The organism is Microbacterium sp. EYE_78 (assembly GCF_023149035.1).
Classification (GTDB): domain Bacteria; phylum Actinomycetota; class Actinomycetes; order Actinomycetales; family Microbacteriaceae; genus Microbacterium.
Window position 1 is genome coordinate 348,042 of sequence record NZ_JAHXMY010000001.1, and the last position, 18,577, is coordinate 366,618.

Genomic DNA, 18,577 nt, shown 5'->3' on the forward strand with positions numbered 1-18,577 from the left:
GACATCGTCACGCCCCGTGCATGTGGATGCGCTCCCCGGCCGCGCTGAAGATGCTCACCGCCTCGGCCGCGCCGTCCGCGGTCGCGCTGATGCTGTGCGGCAGGCGGGTGTCGAACTCCGCCGCCTCACCCGCCCGGATCAGGTGCTCCTCGCCGTCAAGCACCAGCCGCACCACGCCGCTCAGCACGTAAAACCACTCGACGCCGTCGTGCACCTTCGGCGGCGGCGCCGCGGCCGTCGCGGGAAGGGTCACCTTGAACGTCTGCACGGGCGAGTGCTCGAGCGTCAGGGGTGCGATCACCATCCCGTCCCGACGCCTCGTCGCCCTGCGCACCCGCGGGTCCACCGGCTCGCCGCGCACGAGGTCGTCGAGGCGCATGTCGAGCACCGACACGAGCGGGACGAGCAGTTCGAGGGATGCCTGGCGCCGCCCGGCCTCGAGGCGCGACAACGTGCTGACCGACATCCCCGCCCGGCCCGCCAGGTCGGCGAGCGTCCAGCCGCGCTGCTGTCTCGCAGCGCGGAGCCGCGGTCCGACCCGTTGCAGATCCGTCGTCATGCCGACCAGTTTGCCACTTCGGCAAAGAACGTTGCAGAAAGGGTATCCGGCGGCGCACCGTGGAGGCATGACAGACACCCTGTACGACGCGGTCATCGTGGGCGGCGGCACCGCGGGCCTCAGCGCAGCCCAGATGCTCGGCCGCGCCGGCCGCCGCACGCTCGTGATCGACGCCGGAGCCCCTCGCAACCGCTTCGCAGCGCACATGCACGGCGTCCTCGGGCACGACGGCCGCCCACCCGCCGAGCTCCTCGCGCTCGGCCGCGCCGAGGCGGAGTCCTACGGTGTCGAGGTGATCGACGGCGTCGTACAGCGCCTCGACGACGCGGACGACACGATCGCCGTGCGCTACGACGGGGGCACCGTCGCGGCACGCGGCATCGTCCTCACCACCGGCGTCGTCGACGACCTGCCCGACATCCCCGGGCTCCGCGAGCAGTGGGGGCGAAGCGTGCTGCACTGCCCCTACTGCCACGGCTTCGAGGTCGGGGGGCAGCGTTTGGGCGTGCTCGCCACCTCGCCCGCAAGCCTCCACCAGATGGAGCTCATCCGGCAGTGGAGCGACGACGTCACGGCCTTCACAGCGGCTGCCGGCCCGCTCGACGGGGCGGTCACCGAGCGCATGCGAGCCCGCGGCATCCGCATCGTCGACTCGCCCGTCACGGCACTCCGCACCGACGACGACCGGCTGATCGCGGCGGTGACGGCGGACGGCGCCGAGCACCCGATCGACGCGCTCTTCACCGCGCCGACCCCGCACCTGCAGCTCGACATCGCCGCAGGCCTCGACCTCGCCGTCTCGGATCAGCCCGGCGAGGGGCTGCGTGTCGACATGCGCGGCGCCACGAGCCACCCTCGGGTCTTCGCCGCGGGGAACGTCGTCGCTCCGTTCGGCAACGTCCCGCTGGCGATGGGTCAGGGCTCGATGGCCGGTGCCGGTCTCAACGCGGCACTCGTGATGGACGACGCCGAGCGCGCGCTCGCGTCACTCGCGCGCGGCTGAGGCAGCGGCGGCCGCGCGGGCGAGCCATGCCGGCGGATCGCCGTACCGCTGGAACGGCACGAGCCTGCCCGCCGCCGAGTCCTCGATCAGCGTCGCGAGCCGGTCGACCCGGGTCTGCTCGCGGTTGGCCGTCTGCACCCAGTTCGCCACGGTACGGCGATAGGAGGGGGTTGCGGCATCCCAGAACGCCTGCGCCGCCGGGTTCGCGGCGAGGGATGCCGCCTGCTCGGCGGTCAGCTCGTTGCGCTGCTCGTGGGAGTACACCGCCGTCCGCTCCGGCGTGCGCGCCTCGTAGGCGGCCAGGCCGGCAGGATGCATCCGCCCCTCGGCGATCAGGCGCTCGACGTGGGTGATGTTGACGACGCTCCAGATCGACCGGGGCTTGCGGGGCGTCCACCGCTGCATGCGCGCCCCGTCGCCGATCGCACGGTTCGCCGAGTCGATCCAGCCGAAGCGGAGCGCCTCGGGCACGGCATCCACCCACGTCAGCCCCTGTCGCGGGTCGCCCTTGCGGTAGAACACCGTCCACACCTCGGTCGCCGCGGCGTGGTTCGCCTCGAGCCAGTCGCCGAACTCGGTCGCGGACGCGAAGAAGATCGGTTCGGGATCGGATGCCGCAGCCGCCATGCGGGCGAAGCTACCACCGGCATCCGACACTGCTCAGCGCAGCTGCAGGGTGTTCCAGGCTCCGGGCTCGTCGAGTTCGCCGTAGACCACGTCCGCGCCGGAGGCCGAGACCGACGCGGCGCACACGAGCAGCGACAGCGTCGGGTAGCCGTGCGGACGGTTGTCGCGGATGATGGCGCGGTCGTCCGTGGGCGGCAGCGCCGTGGTGCGCTCGAGGGCGGCGAGCCACTCGGTCACCCAGTCGTCGCCCGTGGGGGCGGCGAAGGCGTCGTGCCACGCCACGATCCGCGCCGTGCGAGGGTCGTCGACGTCGTCGTGGGCGATCATGTGGACGCCCGGCGCGAGGTCGACGGCGCGCACCGCGGCGCCGTCCCACATCGACACGCGGGCGCGCCCCGCCGTGACGTCGAGGAGGTTGAACCCATGCGTCGGGGGTGCCTCCGGCAGGCCTTCGCCGGCCGCTGCGTCGAGGACGATGTGCCCCCGCGATCCGGTCGCGAGCGAGTCGTCGATCAGGTCGGCGCGGTTGAGGACGACGGCCAGCCGGCCCGCCTCGGGGTCGGCGGCGAGCCACGCGCCACCCGCACGGGTGTCGCGGACGCCCACGAGCGACGGCCGGTCCGGCCACCACGCGCCGAGCGGATCCCACGCCCGTGCGGGGTCCTCGTCGCGGACGGCGAGCAGGCGGATCGCCGCGGCGGGATCCTCGGGCACGTGGACGATCACGGTGCACATCGTTCGGGCCTTTCGCGTCCGACCCCGTGGGAGGATCGGACCATGTTCGTCGTCGTGGGCGTCTCTGGCGGCATCGCCGCGTACAAGACGGTGCAGGTGATCCGTGCGCTGGTGACCAACGGGCACGAGGTGCACGTTGTTCCCACGGACGACGCCCTGCGCTTCGTCGGGACCGCCACCTGGGAGGCGATCAGCCGCCATCCTGTCACGACGAGCGTGCACGACGACGTCGCCGAGGTCCGCCACGTCGCGCTCGGCACGAAGGCCGACCTCGTCATCGTCGCCCCCGCCACGGCGAACACCCTCGCGAAGATGGCCGCCGGCATCTCCGACAACCTCCTGGGAGTCACCCTGCTGGCGACGACAGCGCCCGTCGTCGTCGCGCCCGCCATGCACACGGCCATGTGGGACCACGCCGCGACGCAGGCGAACATCGCGACCCTCCGCGAGCGCGGCGTGCACGTCGTGGGCCCGGCGAACGGTCCCCTTACGGGCGGCGACAGCGGCCCCGGCCGCATGGTCGAGCCCGACGAGATCGTCGCGGCCGCCCTCGCGGCCGTCGACGAGCAGACGACGGATGCCGGTGCCCCCCACGACCGCGATGACCTCCGCGACCTCGACGGCCTCCGCGCCGTCGTGTCGGCGGGTGGCACGCGCGAGCCGATCGATCCGGTGCGCTACCTCGGCAACCGCTCGAGCGGACGACAGGGCGTCGCCGTGGCGGTCGCGGCGGCCGACCGCGGCGCACGGGTGCACCTCGTCGCGGCGCACGTCGACGACGGCGTGCTCGGCGATGCGGAGCGGCATCCCGGCATCACGATCGAGCGCGCCGGGACGGCGGCGGAGCTCGACACGGCCGTCCGGGCTGCGACATCCGAGGCGGACGTCGTCGTCATGGCAGCCGCCGTCGCGGACTTCTCGGTGCCCGAGGTCTCGGACGTCAAGATCCGCAAGGAGGACGGCACCGTCACCCTCGACCTCGTCGAGAACCCCGACATCCTCGTGGGCCTGGTCGAGCGCCGCCGGCCCGGGCAGACGATCGTGGGCTTCGCCGCCGAGACGGCCGACACCGACGACGAACTCCGCGAACGCGGTGTCCGCAAGCGGGCACGGAAGGGCGTCGACCTGCTGACCGTCAACCGTGTCGGCTGGCAGCGAGGCTTCGAGGCCACCGAGAACGCGGCGCTGTTCATCGACGGGACCGACGAGGTCGTCGCGGAGGCGTCGGGATCCAAGCGCGCCGTGGCCGACGCCCTGTGGGACGCCGTGCTGCGCCTGCGCTGACGCACGGAGGACCCCTTCCCGGGGCTGCTCCGGGGACGTGGGATGCCGTGTGCTGACCGCCTGAGCGACCGTTCGCGTCCCCGGAACCGACGCCAACGCTGCTCCGGGGACCCGATACGCCGCGGCGCCCCCGCGTCAGCCGAGCCCGGCGACCTTCGGCGCTGGCTCGCCGTGCACGTGCTCGCCGAGGAAGCCGAAGACCGTCTCGTACCAGACGACCGCGTGCTGGGGCTTCAGCACCCAGTGGTTCTCGTCGGGAAAGTACAGGAACCGGTGCACGGTCGTGCCGTCGTCCTCGCCGAAGTGCTCGTTCAGCTCGGACCACAGGCGCAGGCTCTCGCCGATCGGCACCCGGTAGTCGCGGTCGCCGTGGATGACGAGCAGCGGCGTGGAGATGTCCTTCACGGACCGGTGCGGTGAGTTCTCCACCATCGCCTCGGGCGTGAAGATCTCCTGCCAGTACGACGAGCTGTCGGTCGTGCCGGCGAACTGGTCGAGGGCCCACAGACTCGCGTGGGTGACGATCGCACGGAAGCGGTCGGTGTGCCCGGCGACCCAGTTCGCCATGTAGCCGCCGAACGAGCCGCCCATCGCCGCGGTCTTCGTCTCGTCGATGTCCGCGCGCGCGACGACCTCGTCGGTGATCGACATGAGGTCGGTGTAGGGCTTGCCGCCCCAGCTGTTCCAGCCGCGCGCGATGAACTCGAGTCCGTACCCGGTCGAGAGCGCCGGGTCGGGCAGCAGCACGGCGTAGCCGCGGGCGAGGGCGAGCTGCGGGTTCCACCGCCAGCTCCACGCGTTCCAGCTGTTCAGCGGTCCGCCGTGGATCCACAGCAGCAGAGGGGCGGAGGATGCCGCATCCGCCCCCTCCGGCAACAGCAGCCAGCCGCGCACCCGGGCGCCGTCCTCGGCCGTCGTCTCGACCTCGGTCATCGTGCCCGCCGGCGTCGGCAGCGGGGCCGGCGTCGCGAGCGCGGTGACGGTGCCGTCGGGATCGATCCGGACGGGATGCGGCGGCGCCATCCATGACGAGCGGAGCGCGACGAGCGCGCCGGTCGCACGGTCGACCGACACGTTCGAGTAGGTGTGGTCGTCGGTCGTCAGCTGGTGCGGCGCGCCGCCGTCGAGCGGGACGCGGAAGATCGGGCCGCGGCCGTCCTGATCGGCGGTGACGATCAGCGCGGCGTCGTCGTGCGCGAACGCGATGCTCGTGGGCCAGCGGTCCCAGCCCTCGGCGAGGAGGCGCGGCGACGATCCGTCGATACCGGCGATCCACAGCTCTTGGTCGGCGGGGCCGCTGGGGTCCGAGAACGCGGCGCGGACGTAGGCGATCGCCGTGCCGTCGTGGCTGATGACGGGCGACTCGAAATAGGTCGAACGCTCCTCGAAGAGCGTCGCCCGCTCCCCCGATGCGACGTCGATCGACACGATGGCGAAGCGTTCCGCACGGCCCTGCGGGAACCGCATCGCGGCGATGAGCGTGCGTCCGTCGGGTGTGAGCGCCGCGCCGGCGGTGTCGGCCGTGCGGCCGGGGGCGGGTGTCAGGTCGCGGGGGCGCGGGAGCGACGCCGGGTAGGGGGTCGTGGCATCCGGTTCGTCCTCCGCGGTGTCCGACGCGGCGAAGGACCGGACCGAGTCGGAGAGGTCGCCGAGCTCGAGCGAGAGCAGGTGCGGCTCGGCCGGGCCGAGATCGTGGTCCCAGTACCGAATCGGGTAGGTCGTGTGCAGGATCGCGGAGAGCCCCCGCTTCTTCCGCTCGGCGCGCAGCTTCGCGTCTGCCTCGAGAGAATCCGCCGAGGGCAGCAGGTCGGCTGCGAGGACAGCGACGGATGCCGCTGCCGCCGTGGCAGCGACGGCCGACACACCGCCGGCGAAGCGGGTGATCGCCCGCGCGTCGCCACCCGCGGCGGGCAGCAGCCACAGCTGCGCCGCCTCGTCATCGCCGTCGCCTTCGGCATCGGGTCGGGCGCTCACGAACAGCACATCCCCGTCCGCCGTGAACGCGGCGCCCTGCTCGCCCTTCGCGGAGCGGGTGAGGCGCCGCGGCGTGCCGCCGCCGGTCGCCGGCACCTCCCACAGCGCACGGTCGTACCCGGTCCTCTCCGCGTTCAGCGTCGCGACCGTGAGCACCGCGCGGGTGCCGTCGGGTGAGAGGGCGACGGCGTCGATGCGGGGCAGGGCGATGGCGTCCTCGAGCGAGGCGAAGGGGGTCTGCGGCATCCGTCCACGCTAACCGCGCACCCCGTCCCGGCGACAGGGGCGGTTCAGCGCAGCAGGTCGCGGGTCGAGACGACGGTGGCGAACTCGCCGTCGAGGTTCGCCGCGGTGACGGCGGCGAGGGTCGCGGCCGGGATGACGGTGCCGTCGGGTGCGGTGCGGTCGAAGGTGTGCGTCGCATCGAGGGCGAAGTACACGTCGTAGCCGAGGTTGCCGCCGACGCGAGCCGTCGTCTCGCAGCAGTGGTTCGTCGAGATGCCGGTGATCACGATCTGCGAGGTGCTGTTCGCTCGCAGCCACGCGTCCAGATCGGGCGAACCGTGGAACGACGAGTTCACGTGCTTGGTGACGAGCAGATCCGGCGTGCCGGTGACCGCGCCCTTCATGTCGTTCCCCCGCTGCCCCGGGCGCAGGGGCGAGTCGGGCGACGTCGAGTCGTGCCGGACGAACACGATCGGCCAGCGGCGGTCACGCCACCGACCGATGAGCGAGGCGACGTTCGCCTCGCAGTCGGGGTTGTCGCGCACGCCCCAGTGCGCAGCGTCGTCGAACCCACGCTGCACGTCGACGACGATGAGCGCGGCGCGGTCGAGCGTGAGGTCTCGCGGCGGGATCTGCACGAGTCCGAGCCTGGCACGAGGTCAGCCGCGACGACGGTCAGGATGCGGCGGGATCCTGCCATGCCTGCGCCTCAGCCGACGCGGTGTCAAGGGTGTCCGCGGATGCAGGTCCGTCGGCGACCGTAGGGGGATGCCGCGCCGCTCCACCCCTGCATCGTCCGCCCCAGATCGCGCCGAGGTCGAGCGCGTCGCAGCCGAGCGATTCGGCCTCGAGCACCTGCGACCGGCGCAGCTCGATGCCATCGAGGCGGCAGCCGGCGGGCGTGACGTCCTGGTGGTGTGGGCGACCGGTTCGGGCAAGTCGGCGGTCTACCAGGTGGCCGCGGCGCTGCGCCCCGGTGTCACCGTCGTCGTCTCGCCGCTGATCGCCCTGCAGGAGGACCAGCTCGCCGGCCTCGAGCACGCCCCCGACGCGCCGAAGGCCGTCGCCCTGAACTCCGGTCGAGGCGAGAAGGCCCGCGACGAGGCGTGGCGTCGCCTGCGCGAGGGCGAGGCGACCTACGTGCTCCTCGCGCCCGAGCAGCTCGCGAACGACGAGGTCGTCGCCGAGCTCGCGAAACTCGACGTCGCGCTCTTGGCGGTCGACGAGGCGCACTGCATCGCCTCGTGGGGGCACGACTTCCGACCGGACTACCTGGGACTCGGCGAGGTGGCCGAGCGGCTCGGACGGCCGCCCATCCTCGCGCTGACCGCGACGGCATCCACTCCCGTCCGCGAGGAGATCGCGACCCGCCTCGGCCTGCAGGACCTGTCGGTGCACATCGGCGACGTCGACCGACCGTCGATCCGACTCGGCGTGCGCCGCCACGGCGACGATCGCGAGAAGCGCGCCGCGGTGGTCGACGAGGTCGCCTCGCTGCCCGTGCCCGGCCTGCTCTACACGTCGACGCGACGCTCGGCGGAGCAGTACGCCGACGACCTCATCGAGCGCGGCCGCCGCGCTCGCGCGTACCACGCGGGCCTGCCGGCGAAGGAGCGGGCGGAGGTGCACCGGCAGTTCCTCTGCGACGAGCTCGACGTCGTCGTCGCGACGAGCGCGTTCGGCATGGGCATCGACAAGGAGAACGTGCGGTTCGTCATCCACGCCGACGTCCCCGAGTCGATCGACGCCTACTTCCAGGAGCTCGGCCGCGCCGGCCGCGATGGAGAGGACGCCCACGGCACCCTGCACTACCGCGCCGAGGACCTCGCCCTGCGGCGGTACTTCGCGACGAAGAACCCGGATGCCGGTGAGCTCCGCACCCTGATGTCGGCGATGTCGACGCGCGCGCGGCTGAAGTCCGCGCTCGCGAAGGAGACGGGGCTCTCTCCGCGGCGCGTCACCGGATTGCTCACGCTGCTGGTCGACACCGGCTCCGCACGGGCGTCGAAGTCCGGCGTCTCGCTGCGACGCGGCCTCGACGAGCGCGCCGCGGTGAAGGCGGCGCTGGAACGCGTCGAGGAGCGCGAGCGCATCGAGCGATCTCGCATCGAGACGATGCGGGAGTACGCCGAGACGCGCCGCTGCCGCCGGCAGGTGCTGCTCGGCTACTTCGGACAGGATCTCGACGAACCGTGCGGCAACTGCGACACCTGCGAGAGCGGCGCCGCGACCGCCGTGAGGCGTGACGCGGCATCCACCCCGTTCGGGATCGACGAGAAGGTCTCGCACCGTGAATGGGGCGCCGGCACGGTCGTCTCGATCGACGACGACCGCATGCGCGTGTTCTTCGAGAGCGAGGGTTACAAGGTGCTGTCGCTCGAGATCGTCGAGCGCGAGGAGCTGCTCAAGGCCGGGTGAGGGATCGGCCCCGCCGTTCCCCTGTCACGACGTGCCGCCGCACGCGGCGTGTCGCGACGGGGGAAGCGGCCGCTCAGACCTCGAGGCCGACGGCAGCCGAGCAGCGGGCGAGCTCGTCGGAGGACAGCTCGAGGTCGGCGGCCTTCGCCGAGTCGGTGATGGACTCCGCCCGCCGGGCGCCGGGGATGGGGATGACCGTCTCGCCGAGCGAGAGCTCCCAGGCGAGGACGACCTGCTGCGGGCTGACGCCGTGCGCCTGCCCGATCTCCGCGAACGCCGCGAAGCGTTCGCCGACCGCGCGTGCGCCGCCGCCGGTGCCGCCGAGCGGACTCCACGGCAGGAACGCGATCCCGTGCTTCACGCAGTACTGCAGTTCGTCGTAGCTGCCGGGATGCCGCGGCGAGAACTCGTTCTGGACGCTCGTGAGCCCTCCCTCGCCGAGCACCTCACGGGCGATCGCGATCTCCTCGACGCTCGCGTTCGAGATGCCGATCGTGCGGACGAGGCCCTCGTCCTGCAGCGTCTTCAGGTTCTGGATGATGTCGCCGTAGACCATCCAGCGGTCGGGACGGTGGTACTGGTACAGGTCGATGACGTCGACCTGCAGGTTCTCGAGCGACTTCTGGACGGCGGTGCGCAGGTAGTCGAGCGAGCCGTCCCGGCCGAAGTCCTTCTCCTCACCCCGGGTGATGCCGCCCTTGGTCGCGACGACGATGGTCGACCGGTCGCCGTCCCAGCCGGCGAGCGCGTCCGCGACGATCCGCTCGTTGTGGCCCATGAGGTCCCAGCTCGGCGCGTAGATGTCGGCGGTGTCGATCAGCGTGACACCCGCGTCGAGCGCCGCGCGCACCGTCGCGACGGCCTCGTCGTGCGAGGGGAAGCGGTTGTCACTGTTCATCGAGACCGGCATCGCCCCGAGGCCGATGGCCGAGACGGTGAACGGTCCGAGGGTGCGCTGCTGCATGGGTCTCCTTCGACGGGGTGGGGGTTCCGGCATCCACCCTGCCACCTTCAACAGGCGGGCCGGGCAGGCCTTGACAGCTCAGCGCTTGGTCAGCTGCTCCCGCACCTGACGGCGCAGCACCTTGCCGATCTGCGACCGCGGCAGGTCGTCGACCTGCACCACGCGGCGAGGCACCTTGTACGACGCGAGGTGCGACCGCGCGAAGTCCTTGAGGCCGGATGCGTCGAACACCGCGCCGGGCTTCGAGACGACCGCAGCGACGACGTCCTCGCCGCCGGTCGGCCGCGCGACACCGACGACGGCGACCGCATCGACGTCGGGGTGCAGCGCGAGCACCTGCTCGACCTCGCTCGGGCTCACGTTGAAGCCGCCCGTGATGATGAGTTCCTTCACCCGATCGACGACCGTCACGAAGCCGTCCTCCGAGACGGTGACGATGTCGCCGGTTCGGAGCCAGCCGTCCTCGAGCAGCACCGACGCCGTCTCCTCGGGGCGACGCCAGTAGCCCTGGAACACCTGCGGCCCGCGCACGAGCAGTTCACCGGGCTCGCCGAAGGCCCGGTCGGTCATCGGGTCGTCGGGGTCGACGACCCGGATCTCGGTGCTCGGGAACGGGACGCCGACGGTTCCGGGGCGACGTGTCGGACCGATGGGGTTGCCGAGCGCGACCGGTGAGGTCTCGGTCATGCCGTACCCCTCGACGAGCAGCCCGCCGGTCGCCTCCTCCCAGCGGGTCACGGTCGGCACCGGCAGGCTCATCGCGCCCGAGATGGCGAAGCGGATGCTGGACAGGTCGACGTCCTTCCGGGTGCTCGCCCGCGACAGCGCGTCGTAGATCGGAGGCACGCCGGGGAGGAAGGTCGGCGGCGACTTCTTGAGCGCGCCGACGACGAGGTCGACATCGAACTTGGGGAACAGCACGATCCGCGCCCCGATCGACACGGCGAAGGTGAGGCACAGAGTCAGCCCGTAGGCATGGAACATCGGCAGGACGGCGTAGAAGACCTCTTCGCCCTCGCGGAGCCCGGGCACCCACGCGCGCCCCTGCGCCGCGTTCGAACGGAGGTTTCGGTGCGAGAGGACGGCGGCCTTCGGCATCCCCGTCGTCCCGCTCGTCAACTGCAGGAGCGCGATGTCGTCGAGCCCGGGGGCGGGATGCTTCGCCCGCAGCGGTCGCGTCTTCACGAACTGCGACCAGCGGATCACCCCGCGGGCGGTGGGCTTGGACGTCATCGCCTCGCGGCGCTCGCGCACGGCAGGCACCGGCAGGCGCAGCGCCGCGCGCTTGGCGAACGGGAGCGCGTCGGTCATGTCGACCGCGATGATCGCCGACGGCGCGACGTCGCTCGGGAACTCGGCGACGATGTCGGCGACCTTGTCCCAGACGATCGCGACGACCGCCTCGTGCACCTCGAACTGGTGGCGCAGCTCACGTGCCGTGTACGTGGGGTTGTGCTCCACGACGATCGCGCCCAGTCGCAGCGCCGCATAGAACGCCACGATGTGCTGCGGGCAGTTCGGCAGCACGAGGGCGACGCGGTCGCCCTTCTCGACCCCGAGCCTGCGGAGCGCGTTGGCCGCGCGGGAGACCTGTTCGCCGAGGTCGGCGTAGGTCGTCTCGGCCCCGAAGAACTCGGTCGCGACGTTCTTGCCGTACCGCGCGACGGCGTGATCGAGCAGGTCCACGAGCGTCTCGTCGACGGGGTCGATGTCGTGGGGGACGCCGTCGGCATAGGCGGTGAGCCACGGTCGAGCGGCGAGCCGGGCGGCCTGGTCGTCGTCGGACGCGTTCGGGTTCGCGGGCATGGTGACTCCTTCGGGACTCGGCCAGAGTAGGACGAGGATGTCATGCGGCGGCTGAGTGCCCGGACGGGTTGACGCGGGCGGGAAGAGCCGGACGACGAAGGGGCTGAGCGATGAGCGAGCAGTGGCGACCGGTCGTGGCGGCTTTGGCGAACGACCGTGTCCGGGAGGTGTACGCGCGTCTCGTGCTGGGCTCGTCGGCGGACGACGCGCTCGCCGACCTCGCACCCTCACGTCGGCGGCACATCCGCGCCGCGCTCCTCGACGCCGGTCTCGTGACGGGCGACGACCTGCGACCGGATGCCGCAGTCTTCGCGCGCGTGCTCACCGCGGCATCAACTCGCGCGAAGCCCACGGGCGCCCTCCGCTTCCTCTCGGCCGACGGACGCCTGCTGGCATACCCGTCGCAGCACAGCGAGCGGCACGAGCTGCTCGGGATCATCGCGCGGCGGACCCTCGCGCCGGGCGAGGTTGTCACCGAGCCCGAGATCAACGAACGTCTCGAGCGCGTCAGCGATGACGTCGCCGTCCTCCGCCGTTACCTCGTCGACCACGAGTTCGTCGAGCGCACCCGCTCGGGCACCGAATACGCGCTCGTCGAGGACGCCCCTCAGTCGTAGGACGCGGAGACGCGACGCGCGAGGCCATTCACCCCGACGGTCATCGGCTGTTCACCCTCGATTCACCCCGGCGGGCGAGCCTCGACGGATCCTGGAACGGATCTCACAGGAGAGGAAACACGGTGACGACTCTGGAACCCCCCACCACCCGCACCACACTCCCGCTCGCAGCGCATGCCGTCGGCAAGCGCTCGGCGGTGACCTGCCAGTTCAAGTGCGCGAACGCGTGCATGAGCCCCGAATGCAACGCCTCGGACAACCCCACGTTCCGCAGCATCGCCGAGCACGCCCTCTCGCGACGCGCGCTGCTCGGCGCAGCCGCTGCCGGCGCCATCGTGGTCGCGACCGATGCGTTCGGCGTGCTGAACCCGGCCCCCGCTTCGGCCGCAACCGGTGGCCTCGTCGACGCGACCCGCGGGTGGGGCGGCGGCAGCCTGCCCTTCCAGCCGATCGCGCCGGTCGCGGCATCCGTCGATGCGTTCACCGTGCCGAAGGGATACACCTGGTCGCCGATCATCCGCTGGGGCGACCCGCTGTTCTCCGACGCTCCGGCCTTCTCGCTCGATGCGCAGAGCCCGGCCGCACAGGCCCGGCAGTTCGGCTACAACAGCGACTACCTCGACATCCTCGCCGACCGGGGTGGCAAGACGGGCGTGCTGGTCAACAACCACGAGTACGTGAACCCGAACATCATGTTCGCGCCGACCACGGATGCCGCCGAGCTGCGGCGTCGCGGTGACGTCTACAAGGCCGCGCAGGGGCTGTCCGTCGTCGAGATCACGCGGCGTCGACGAGGCACGCCGTGGCGATACGTGGTCGACGGCAAGCGCAACCGGCGCATCACGGTCGAGACGGTCTTCGAGCTCACCGGTCCCGCCGCGGGGTCCGACCTCGTGAAGACGGCCGCCGACCGCGAGGGACGGTGGGTGCACGGCACCCTCGGCAACTGCGCCGGCGGAACGACGCCCTGGGGGACGATCCTCTCGGGCGAGGAGAACTTCAACGGCTACTTCGCCTGGGCGACCGACACCTCCGGGCAGAAGCGCTACCAGGCGACGGCGTCGCGGACGACCTCGACCGGGTGGGAGCAGTACGACCCCCGATTCAACGCCCACGACCCCGGGTACGTGAACGAGCCGAACCGCTTCGGCTACATCGTCGAGATCGACCCCGACGACCCGACCTCCACCCCCGTCAAGCACACCGCGATGGGACGCTTCAAGCACGAGGGCGCGAACGTCATCGTCGCGCGCGACCGCCGGGTCGTCGCGTACATGGGCGATGACGAGCGCAACGACTACCTCTACAAGTTCGTGTCGAAGCACAAGGTCACCGGGTCGCGGAAGAAGAACATGCGCCTGCTCGCCGAGGGCGACCTCTTCGTCGCACGCTTCCGGGGCGACTCCCCCGCCTCCCAGATCGACGGGTCCGGCATGCTGCCCTCGGACGGCGCGTTCGACGGCACCGGCGAGTGGGTGGCCCTCACGCGCGGCGGCAAGAGCGCCGTCCCGGGGATGACCGTCGAGGAGGTGCTCGTCTACACACGGCTCGCCGCCGACAAGGTGGGCGCCACGAAGATGGACCGGCCGGAGGACGTCGAGCCGGACCCCCGAACGGGCAAGGTCTACGTCGCCCTGACGAACAACACCGATCGCGGGAAGACCTCGATGGTCGACGAGGCGAACCCCCGCACCGGCAATCGGTACGGACACGTGATCGAGCTCACCGAGCGCGGCGGCCAGACGGGCACGTCGTTCGGATGGAGCATCCTGCTGCAGTGCGGCAACCCGTCGGATCCCAGCACCTACTTCGCGGGCTACCCGAAGGACAAGGTCTCGCCGATCTCCTGCCCCGACAACCTCGCGTTCGACGAGGACGGCAACCTGTGGATCTCGACGGACGGCGCTCCGAGCACGATCGGGTTCAACGACGGGCTCTTCCGCGTGCCGTTGCGCGGCCGCGACCGCGGACGCGTCGAGCAGTTCCTCGCCGTCCCGCGTGAGGCGGAGACCTGTGGACCGGTCATCCGCGCTCGCGAGCAGATGGTGTTCGTCGCGGTGCAGCATCCCGGCGAGAACGGCACCGTCGCGGCGCCCACGTCGCTGTTCCCCGACTACGGATCGACTCGTCCGGGCGACGTGCCGAACGCGCCGCGGCCGTCGGTGGTGCAGGTCTACCGGGCCTGAGCCGCGTCGGACAGGAGAGGCGGTGCGGCCAGGCGCGAGACCCCTGGCCGCACCGCCATCCGCTCCCTAGGCTGACCTCGTCCGCCGACGGAGGAGGCACCATGTGGATCGAATGCTTCAAGGGTGACGAACGCGTCGAAGGGTCGGATGCCGACGCCCTCGTCGAGCGCATGCTCGCCCACATCCGGAGCACCCACGACGTGTCGTACGACGACGACGAGATCCGCCTCTGGGCGCGGAACTTCGGAGATGCGTCGGAGCGGGAAGACGGACCGGTCGAACGCCTCGCCTCCATCGGCGAGATCGACGTGCAGCCAGTGACCGAAGAGCGCATCGACGACTGGCTGCGCTTCTTCGACCGCGACGCCTTTCCCGACAACCCTGATTGGGGCTCGTGCTACTGCCTGCATCCGCACGAAGGCGACGGGCCGGAGCGTCCGTGGCGCGACCTGCGCGCCGACATGATCGAGCGGCTGCGCGCGGGCGCGACCGTCGGCTATCTCGCCTATGCAGCAGGGCGGGTGGCGGGGTGGGTGAACGCCTCGCTCCGCTCGACGTACCGGAAGTACGACGGGCTCGATCCCGACGGCCCCGACCCGGCGAGCGTCGTGGGCGTGTCGTGCTTCGTCGTCGCGCCGCCGTTCCGTCGTCACGGGGTTTCGTCAGCGCTGCTGGGACGCGTCGTCGCCGACGGCGCCGACCGGGGCGCCCGCTTCATCGAGGGCTACCCTCGGGCGGGATCGGACGGCGGCGACGCCGCCGAGTTCTGCGGGCCTCGCTCGCTCTTCGACGCGCACGGGTTCGATCCCGCGCGCAATGAAGAGCGCTTCACCGTCATGCGACGAACGGTCTGACGCCGCCTCACTGCGGCAGGAAGCGCACGGGCAGGGCGGCGGCAGGAATCCCGGATGCCGCGACGATCCGCGCGACCTCGTCGTGCGTCCGCGGCGGCGCGATGATCTGGATCCCGTCGACCGGCGCCTCGGCGTCGGGGACGACGGCGAAGGACCGCACGCGGTGGTCGCGAGCGAGCGTCGCGAGCAGCGCCGCATAGGCGTCGCCGTCCGCTGCCATGACCGGGACGCTCAGGGAGGTCGACTCGAGGATGACGGTGCCCGAGGGGTCGAGGCCGGCGGCGGCGCGCATCGCCTCGGACTGGGTGACGAGGGGCAGCATGTCGTCGTAGCCGACGGTCGGCGCAGCCTCGAAGGCGGACAAGGAGAGTTCGTCCTCCTGCCAGAGCGACGCATACAGGACGAGACCGGGTGCGAGGCGATCGATCTCCCCGACCAGGGCCCCCGCGTCGGCCCCGAAGTCCGGACACGTCCCGGAGGAGAAGACCGGATCGTCGAAGCCGTTCTCGACCACGAGCGCCGTCCCGGCAGGAGTCTCCACCCGGACATTGACACTCACAGGGTCCGTGTATGCGGTTCCGCAGAGGAAGTCCATGACTGCCGGCAGCCCGGCATCCGTGACCGTGAGGTCGAGCCACGACGTGGGGCCGGCGAAGGTGGGCGCTTCGACCCAGCGCTCGGATTGCACGTCGGACACGCCCGACAGCCCGCTGATCTCGCCGACGAGCGCGTCGAAGTCCGGATCAGGCCGCTCGAAGCGCGTCTCGTCCACCATCCAGGAGAAGAGCACCATTCCGCCGATGACGGCGACGGCCGTCGTGGCGCCCAGGGCCCAGGCGGCCGCCCTGCGCCGCGCGCGGGTGAGATCCGACGGGCTCTGGGGAACGTCATCCGAGGTCTCGCGCGTCGTGGTCACTCTCGCACCTCCGGTCGCCGCTGGGGTCTATGCCGAGTATCCCGCTCACCCCGACGCTGCACCAGCACGCATCGGTGAGCGACACCCTTCGCCGCCGAGCCCGCGCACGGAAGCTTGGAATTGCTGTGAAGACGCTCTTGCGCTGTTCGGCTAATAGCCGTAGCTTGTAGCTATGACCCTTAGCCCGAAAGAGATCGCCATGACGCTGCGCTTCACCTGCGACGAGGGGACCATCGCCTACGACCTCGCCGGCGAGGGACCGCTGGTCCTGCTGGCCCACGGGATGGGCGACAGCCGCCACTCCTACCGCTTCGTGGCTCCGGCCCTCGTCGACGCCGGCTACCGCGTCGCCAACGTCGATCTGCGCGGCTGCGGGGAATCGAGCGTCGGATGGTCCGATTACAGCCGCACGGCGATCGCCGACGATCTCGTGGCGCTCGCGCGCCACCTGGGTGGCCCTGCCGTGATCGTGGGCCAGTCGATCAGCGGCGGAGCGGCGACGATCGCGGCCGCCGCCGCTCCCGACGTCATCCGCGGCGTCGTCGAGCTCGCACCGTTCACTCGCGCCCAATCCGTCGATGTCGGCGGATTGCTCCGCAACGCCGCGCACCGCAAGGGCACCGCCCGACTCGCAAAGGTGATGCTGACCGGCAGCCTCCCGGGATGGCTGGCGTACCTCGATCTCGCCATCCCGGCCAAGCCCGTCGATTGGCCGAGCGAACGTGCGCGCATCGAATCCAGCCTGCGCGACCCCGAGCGCATGGCCGTGCTGCGGGCGATGACGAAGACCAGCCCCGCCGACGCGGGCGCCCGCCTCGGGGACGTGGAGTGCCCCGTCCTGATCGTCCAAGGCGGCAGCGACCCGGACTGGGCCGATCCCGAGGCGGAGGGCAGACGCATCCTGGCCGACCTCCGCCCCGGCGTGGGAGAGCTCGCCGTGATCGCGCGGGCGGGGCATTATCCGCACGTCGAGACCCCCGACGATGTGGTCGCCCTGATCCTCCCCTTCCTCGCGAGGGTTGCGGCAGGTGGACGTGCCTAGGGTCGGGCTCGATGCGCGGACGGTGACCGAGGCCGGCGCCGACCTCGCCGACGAGATCGGCCTCGAGCGCCTCAGTATGAGCCTCGTGGCCGAGCGCCTCGGGGTGAAGCCACCCTCGCTCTACAAACACGTCGACAGCCTCGCCACCCTCATCCACCGCATCGCGGTGCTCGGCGCCGACGACATGGCGGACGAGCTCCGCGACGCACTGCAGGGAGTCTCCGGCCGGGAGGCAGTGGCCGCGGCGGCGCACGCATTCCGGCGGTACGTGCGGGAGCACCCGGGTCGCTACGGCGCTACCACCGGCGCCCGACCGCGGGGGCCCGAGGACGCGCTCGCCGCGGCCCTGCAGCGCACCCTCACCTCCCTCGAGGCGGTATTGCACGACTACCGCCTCGATCCAGCCGAGTCGATTCACGCCTTGCGGATGCTGCGCAGCATCCTGCACGGCTTCGCGACCCTCGAGGCCGCCGGCGGATTCCAGATCCGCACCGACGTCGACGAGAGCGTGGACTGGGTCGTGGACTTCATCGACCGCGGTCTGCGCACACCCGCACGGCACTGAGCCCGACGACCCCGCGGATCCCGTCGAGTCACCCATATCCCGCGCATCACGAATTCATAACGAGAAACCCTTGCCACCGTTACCTCGTCGTTATACAGTCGTCAGCACGGTAGATGTTTTGCTGTGGCAGCTACCGACATGTGATTGCAGGACACTCTTGGTGCAAGGGACAAGGGCCGGCCGGATGCCTCTCCGACCGGCCCTTACTCTGTCCCGTCAGGCGCGGGTCGGCGATCGCGAGTCGACCAGCGCCAGATCGATGAGCGACTCGGCCGCAGCCCGCGCATCCGCTGCGACCTCGGGCCGGTGGGAGATCGCCGCCGTCGTCTGCGCACCCTCGGCGAGGAGGGCGAGCTGAGACGCGAGGCGCCGCGGGGCGCCGAGTTCGTCGACGAGATCGGCGAGGTATCCGTGGAACGAGGACTTCTGCTCGTCGACGACCGCAGCCACCGACGGCATCACCGCACCGAGCTCCCCGAAGCTGTTGATGAAGCCGCATCCCCGGAAGTCGTCTTCGCGGAACCATGCATCGAGGAAGTCATACACCGCGAGCAACCGCTCCCGCGGCGTCGTCGCCCCTGCGGACGCCGCGGCGATGCCGTCATCCCAGATCCCACGCCTCCGCTCGAGCACCGCCAGAACCAGCTGCTCCTTCGATGAGAACGCGGCGTACACCCGCTTGAGCGACAGGCCCGCCGCCGCTCGGACCTCATCCATGCCGACCGATTGGATGCCTCGGCCGTAGAACAGTTCATCCGCCGCCGTGACGATCCGATCGCGGTCGATCGTGGTGTCCATGGTC

Annotated in this window: 17 protein-coding genes; 8 read left to right on the forward strand and 9 right to left on the reverse strand. The window is 71.3% G+C overall.

Annotated elements, in window-relative coordinates; all coding sequences use genetic code 11:
- Nucleotides 1-7: 7 nt before the first annotated feature.
- Complete coding sequence (locus tag KZX17_RS01670) at nucleotides 8-559, reverse strand: helix-turn-helix domain-containing protein (protein WP_248171195.1); 552 nt, start codon at nucleotides 557-559, stop codon at nucleotides 8-10.
- A gap of 67 nt (nucleotides 560-626) precedes the next feature.
- Here KZX17_RS01670 and KZX17_RS01675 point away from each other — a divergent pair, with 67 nt between their 5' ends.
- Entirely contained in the window at nucleotides 627-1,562 is a 936-nt protein-coding gene (locus tag KZX17_RS01675) for an NAD(P)/FAD-dependent oxidoreductase (protein ID WP_248171194.1), read from the forward strand.
- On the opposite strand, the gene KZX17_RS01680 is transcribed toward KZX17_RS01675, so the two are convergent.
- Together KZX17_RS01680 and KZX17_RS01685 are read right to left on the reverse strand one after the other, a co-directional pair.
- Nucleotides 1,545-2,189, reverse strand: coding sequence for a YdeI family protein (locus KZX17_RS01680; RefSeq protein WP_248171192.1), 645 nt, complete (start codon nucleotides 2,187-2,189; stop codon nucleotides 1,545-1,547). The genes KZX17_RS01675 and KZX17_RS01680 overlap by 18 nt on opposite strands.
- A 33-nt stretch (nucleotides 2,190-2,222) precedes the next feature.
- The gene (locus KZX17_RS01685) at nucleotides 2,223-2,924 is read right to left on the reverse strand and encodes an NRDE family protein (RefSeq protein WP_248171190.1); all 702 of its coding nucleotides are present in this window, start codon (nucleotides 2,922-2,924) and stop codon (nucleotides 2,223-2,225) included.
- 42 nt (nucleotides 2,925-2,966) lie between these two features.
- On the opposite strand from KZX17_RS01685, the gene coaBC reads away from it, so the two are divergent.
- The gene (coaBC, locus tag KZX17_RS01690) at nucleotides 2,967-4,208 is read left to right on the forward strand and encodes a bifunctional phosphopantothenoylcysteine decarboxylase/phosphopantothenate--cysteine ligase CoaBC (protein ID WP_248171187.1); all 1,242 of its coding nucleotides are present in this window, start codon (nucleotides 2,967-2,969) and stop codon (nucleotides 4,206-4,208) included.
- Nucleotides 4,209-4,343: 135 nt separating this feature from the next.
- Here coaBC and KZX17_RS01695 read toward each other — a convergent pair whose 3' ends face one another.
- Nucleotides 4,344-6,428: an alpha/beta fold hydrolase gene (locus KZX17_RS01695; protein ID WP_248171184.1), complete on the reverse strand. Its 2,085-nt coding sequence runs from the start codon at nucleotides 6,426-6,428 to the stop codon at nucleotides 4,344-4,346.
- 44 nt (nucleotides 6,429-6,472) lie between these two features.
- The gene (locus KZX17_RS01700; protein WP_248171182.1) at nucleotides 6,473-7,045 is read right to left on the reverse strand and encodes a cysteine hydrolase family protein; all 573 of its coding nucleotides are present in this window, start codon (nucleotides 7,043-7,045) and stop codon (nucleotides 6,473-6,475) included.
- A gap of 130 nt (nucleotides 7,046-7,175) precedes the next feature.
- Here KZX17_RS01700 and KZX17_RS01705 point away from each other — a divergent pair, with 130 nt between their 5' ends.
- The gene (locus KZX17_RS01705; protein WP_248171181.1) at nucleotides 7,176-8,825 is read left to right on the forward strand and encodes an ATP-dependent DNA helicase RecQ; all 1,650 of its coding nucleotides are present in this window, start codon (nucleotides 7,176-7,178) and stop codon (nucleotides 8,823-8,825) included.
- 73 nt (nucleotides 8,826-8,898) lie between these two features.
- Here the strand turns inward: KZX17_RS01705 and KZX17_RS01710 are convergent, their stop codons facing one another.
- Nucleotides 8,899-9,789 carry an aldo/keto reductase gene (locus tag KZX17_RS01710; RefSeq protein ID WP_248171179.1) on the reverse strand — a complete coding sequence of 297 codons (891 nt, stop codon included), beginning with the start codon at nucleotides 9,787-9,789 and terminating at the stop codon, nucleotides 8,899-8,901.
- Between the two features lie 78 nt (nucleotides 9,790-9,867).
- On the reverse strand, nucleotides 9,868-11,595 hold the full coding sequence (locus tag KZX17_RS01715) for a long-chain-fatty-acid--CoA ligase (protein WP_248171178.1): 1,728 nt from the start codon (nucleotides 11,593-11,595) through the stop codon (nucleotides 9,868-9,870).
- Between the two features lie 110 nt (nucleotides 11,596-11,705).
- Between KZX17_RS01715 and KZX17_RS01720 the strand changes: the two genes are divergently transcribed.
- The 3 genes from KZX17_RS01720 (at nucleotide 11,706) to KZX17_RS01730 (ending at nucleotide 15,252) form a co-directional block, all read left to right on the forward strand.
- A complete protein-coding gene (locus KZX17_RS01720; protein WP_248171177.1) occupies nucleotides 11,706-12,212 on the forward strand; it encodes a DUF2087 domain-containing protein in 507 nt (168 codons plus the stop codon).
- A gap of 131 nt (nucleotides 12,213-12,343) precedes the next feature.
- Nucleotides 12,344-14,398 carry a PhoX family phosphatase gene (locus KZX17_RS01725; RefSeq protein ID WP_282443564.1) on the forward strand — a complete coding sequence of 685 codons (2,055 nt, stop codon included), beginning with the start codon at nucleotides 12,344-12,346 and terminating at the stop codon, nucleotides 14,396-14,398.
- A gap of 101 nt (nucleotides 14,399-14,499) precedes the next feature.
- Nucleotides 14,500-15,252, forward strand: a complete 753-nt coding sequence (locus KZX17_RS01730) for a GNAT family N-acetyltransferase (protein ID WP_248171171.1) — start codon at nucleotides 14,500-14,502, stop codon at nucleotides 15,250-15,252.
- A 7-nt stretch (nucleotides 15,253-15,259) separates the two neighbouring features.
- Here KZX17_RS01730 and KZX17_RS01735 read toward each other — a convergent pair whose 3' ends face one another.
- A complete protein-coding gene (locus KZX17_RS01735) occupies nucleotides 15,260-16,168 on the reverse strand; it encodes a hypothetical protein (protein WP_248171168.1) in 909 nt (302 codons plus the stop codon).
- A 172-nt stretch (nucleotides 16,169-16,340) separates the two neighbouring features.
- Here KZX17_RS01735 and KZX17_RS01740 point away from each other — a divergent pair, with 172 nt between their 5' ends.
- Both KZX17_RS01740 and KZX17_RS01745 read left to right on the forward strand, forming a co-directional pair.
- Nucleotides 16,341-17,210, forward strand: a complete 870-nt coding sequence (locus KZX17_RS01740) for an alpha/beta fold hydrolase (protein WP_248177322.1) — start codon at nucleotides 16,341-16,343, stop codon at nucleotides 17,208-17,210.
- A 22-nt stretch (nucleotides 17,211-17,232) separates the two neighbouring features.
- Nucleotides 17,233-17,775 (forward strand): WHG domain-containing protein, encoded by a 543-nt coding sequence (locus tag KZX17_RS01745; RefSeq protein WP_308194532.1) that lies wholly within the window; start codon nucleotides 17,233-17,235, stop codon nucleotides 17,773-17,775.
- Nucleotides 17,776-17,991: 216 nt separating this feature from the next.
- Here KZX17_RS01745 and KZX17_RS01750 read toward each other — a convergent pair whose 3' ends face one another.
- The gene (locus KZX17_RS01750) at nucleotides 17,992-18,573 is read right to left on the reverse strand and encodes a TetR/AcrR family transcriptional regulator (protein ID WP_248171163.1); all 582 of its coding nucleotides are present in this window, start codon (nucleotides 18,571-18,573) and stop codon (nucleotides 17,992-17,994) included.
- Nucleotides 18,574-18,577 lie beyond the last annotated feature (4 nt).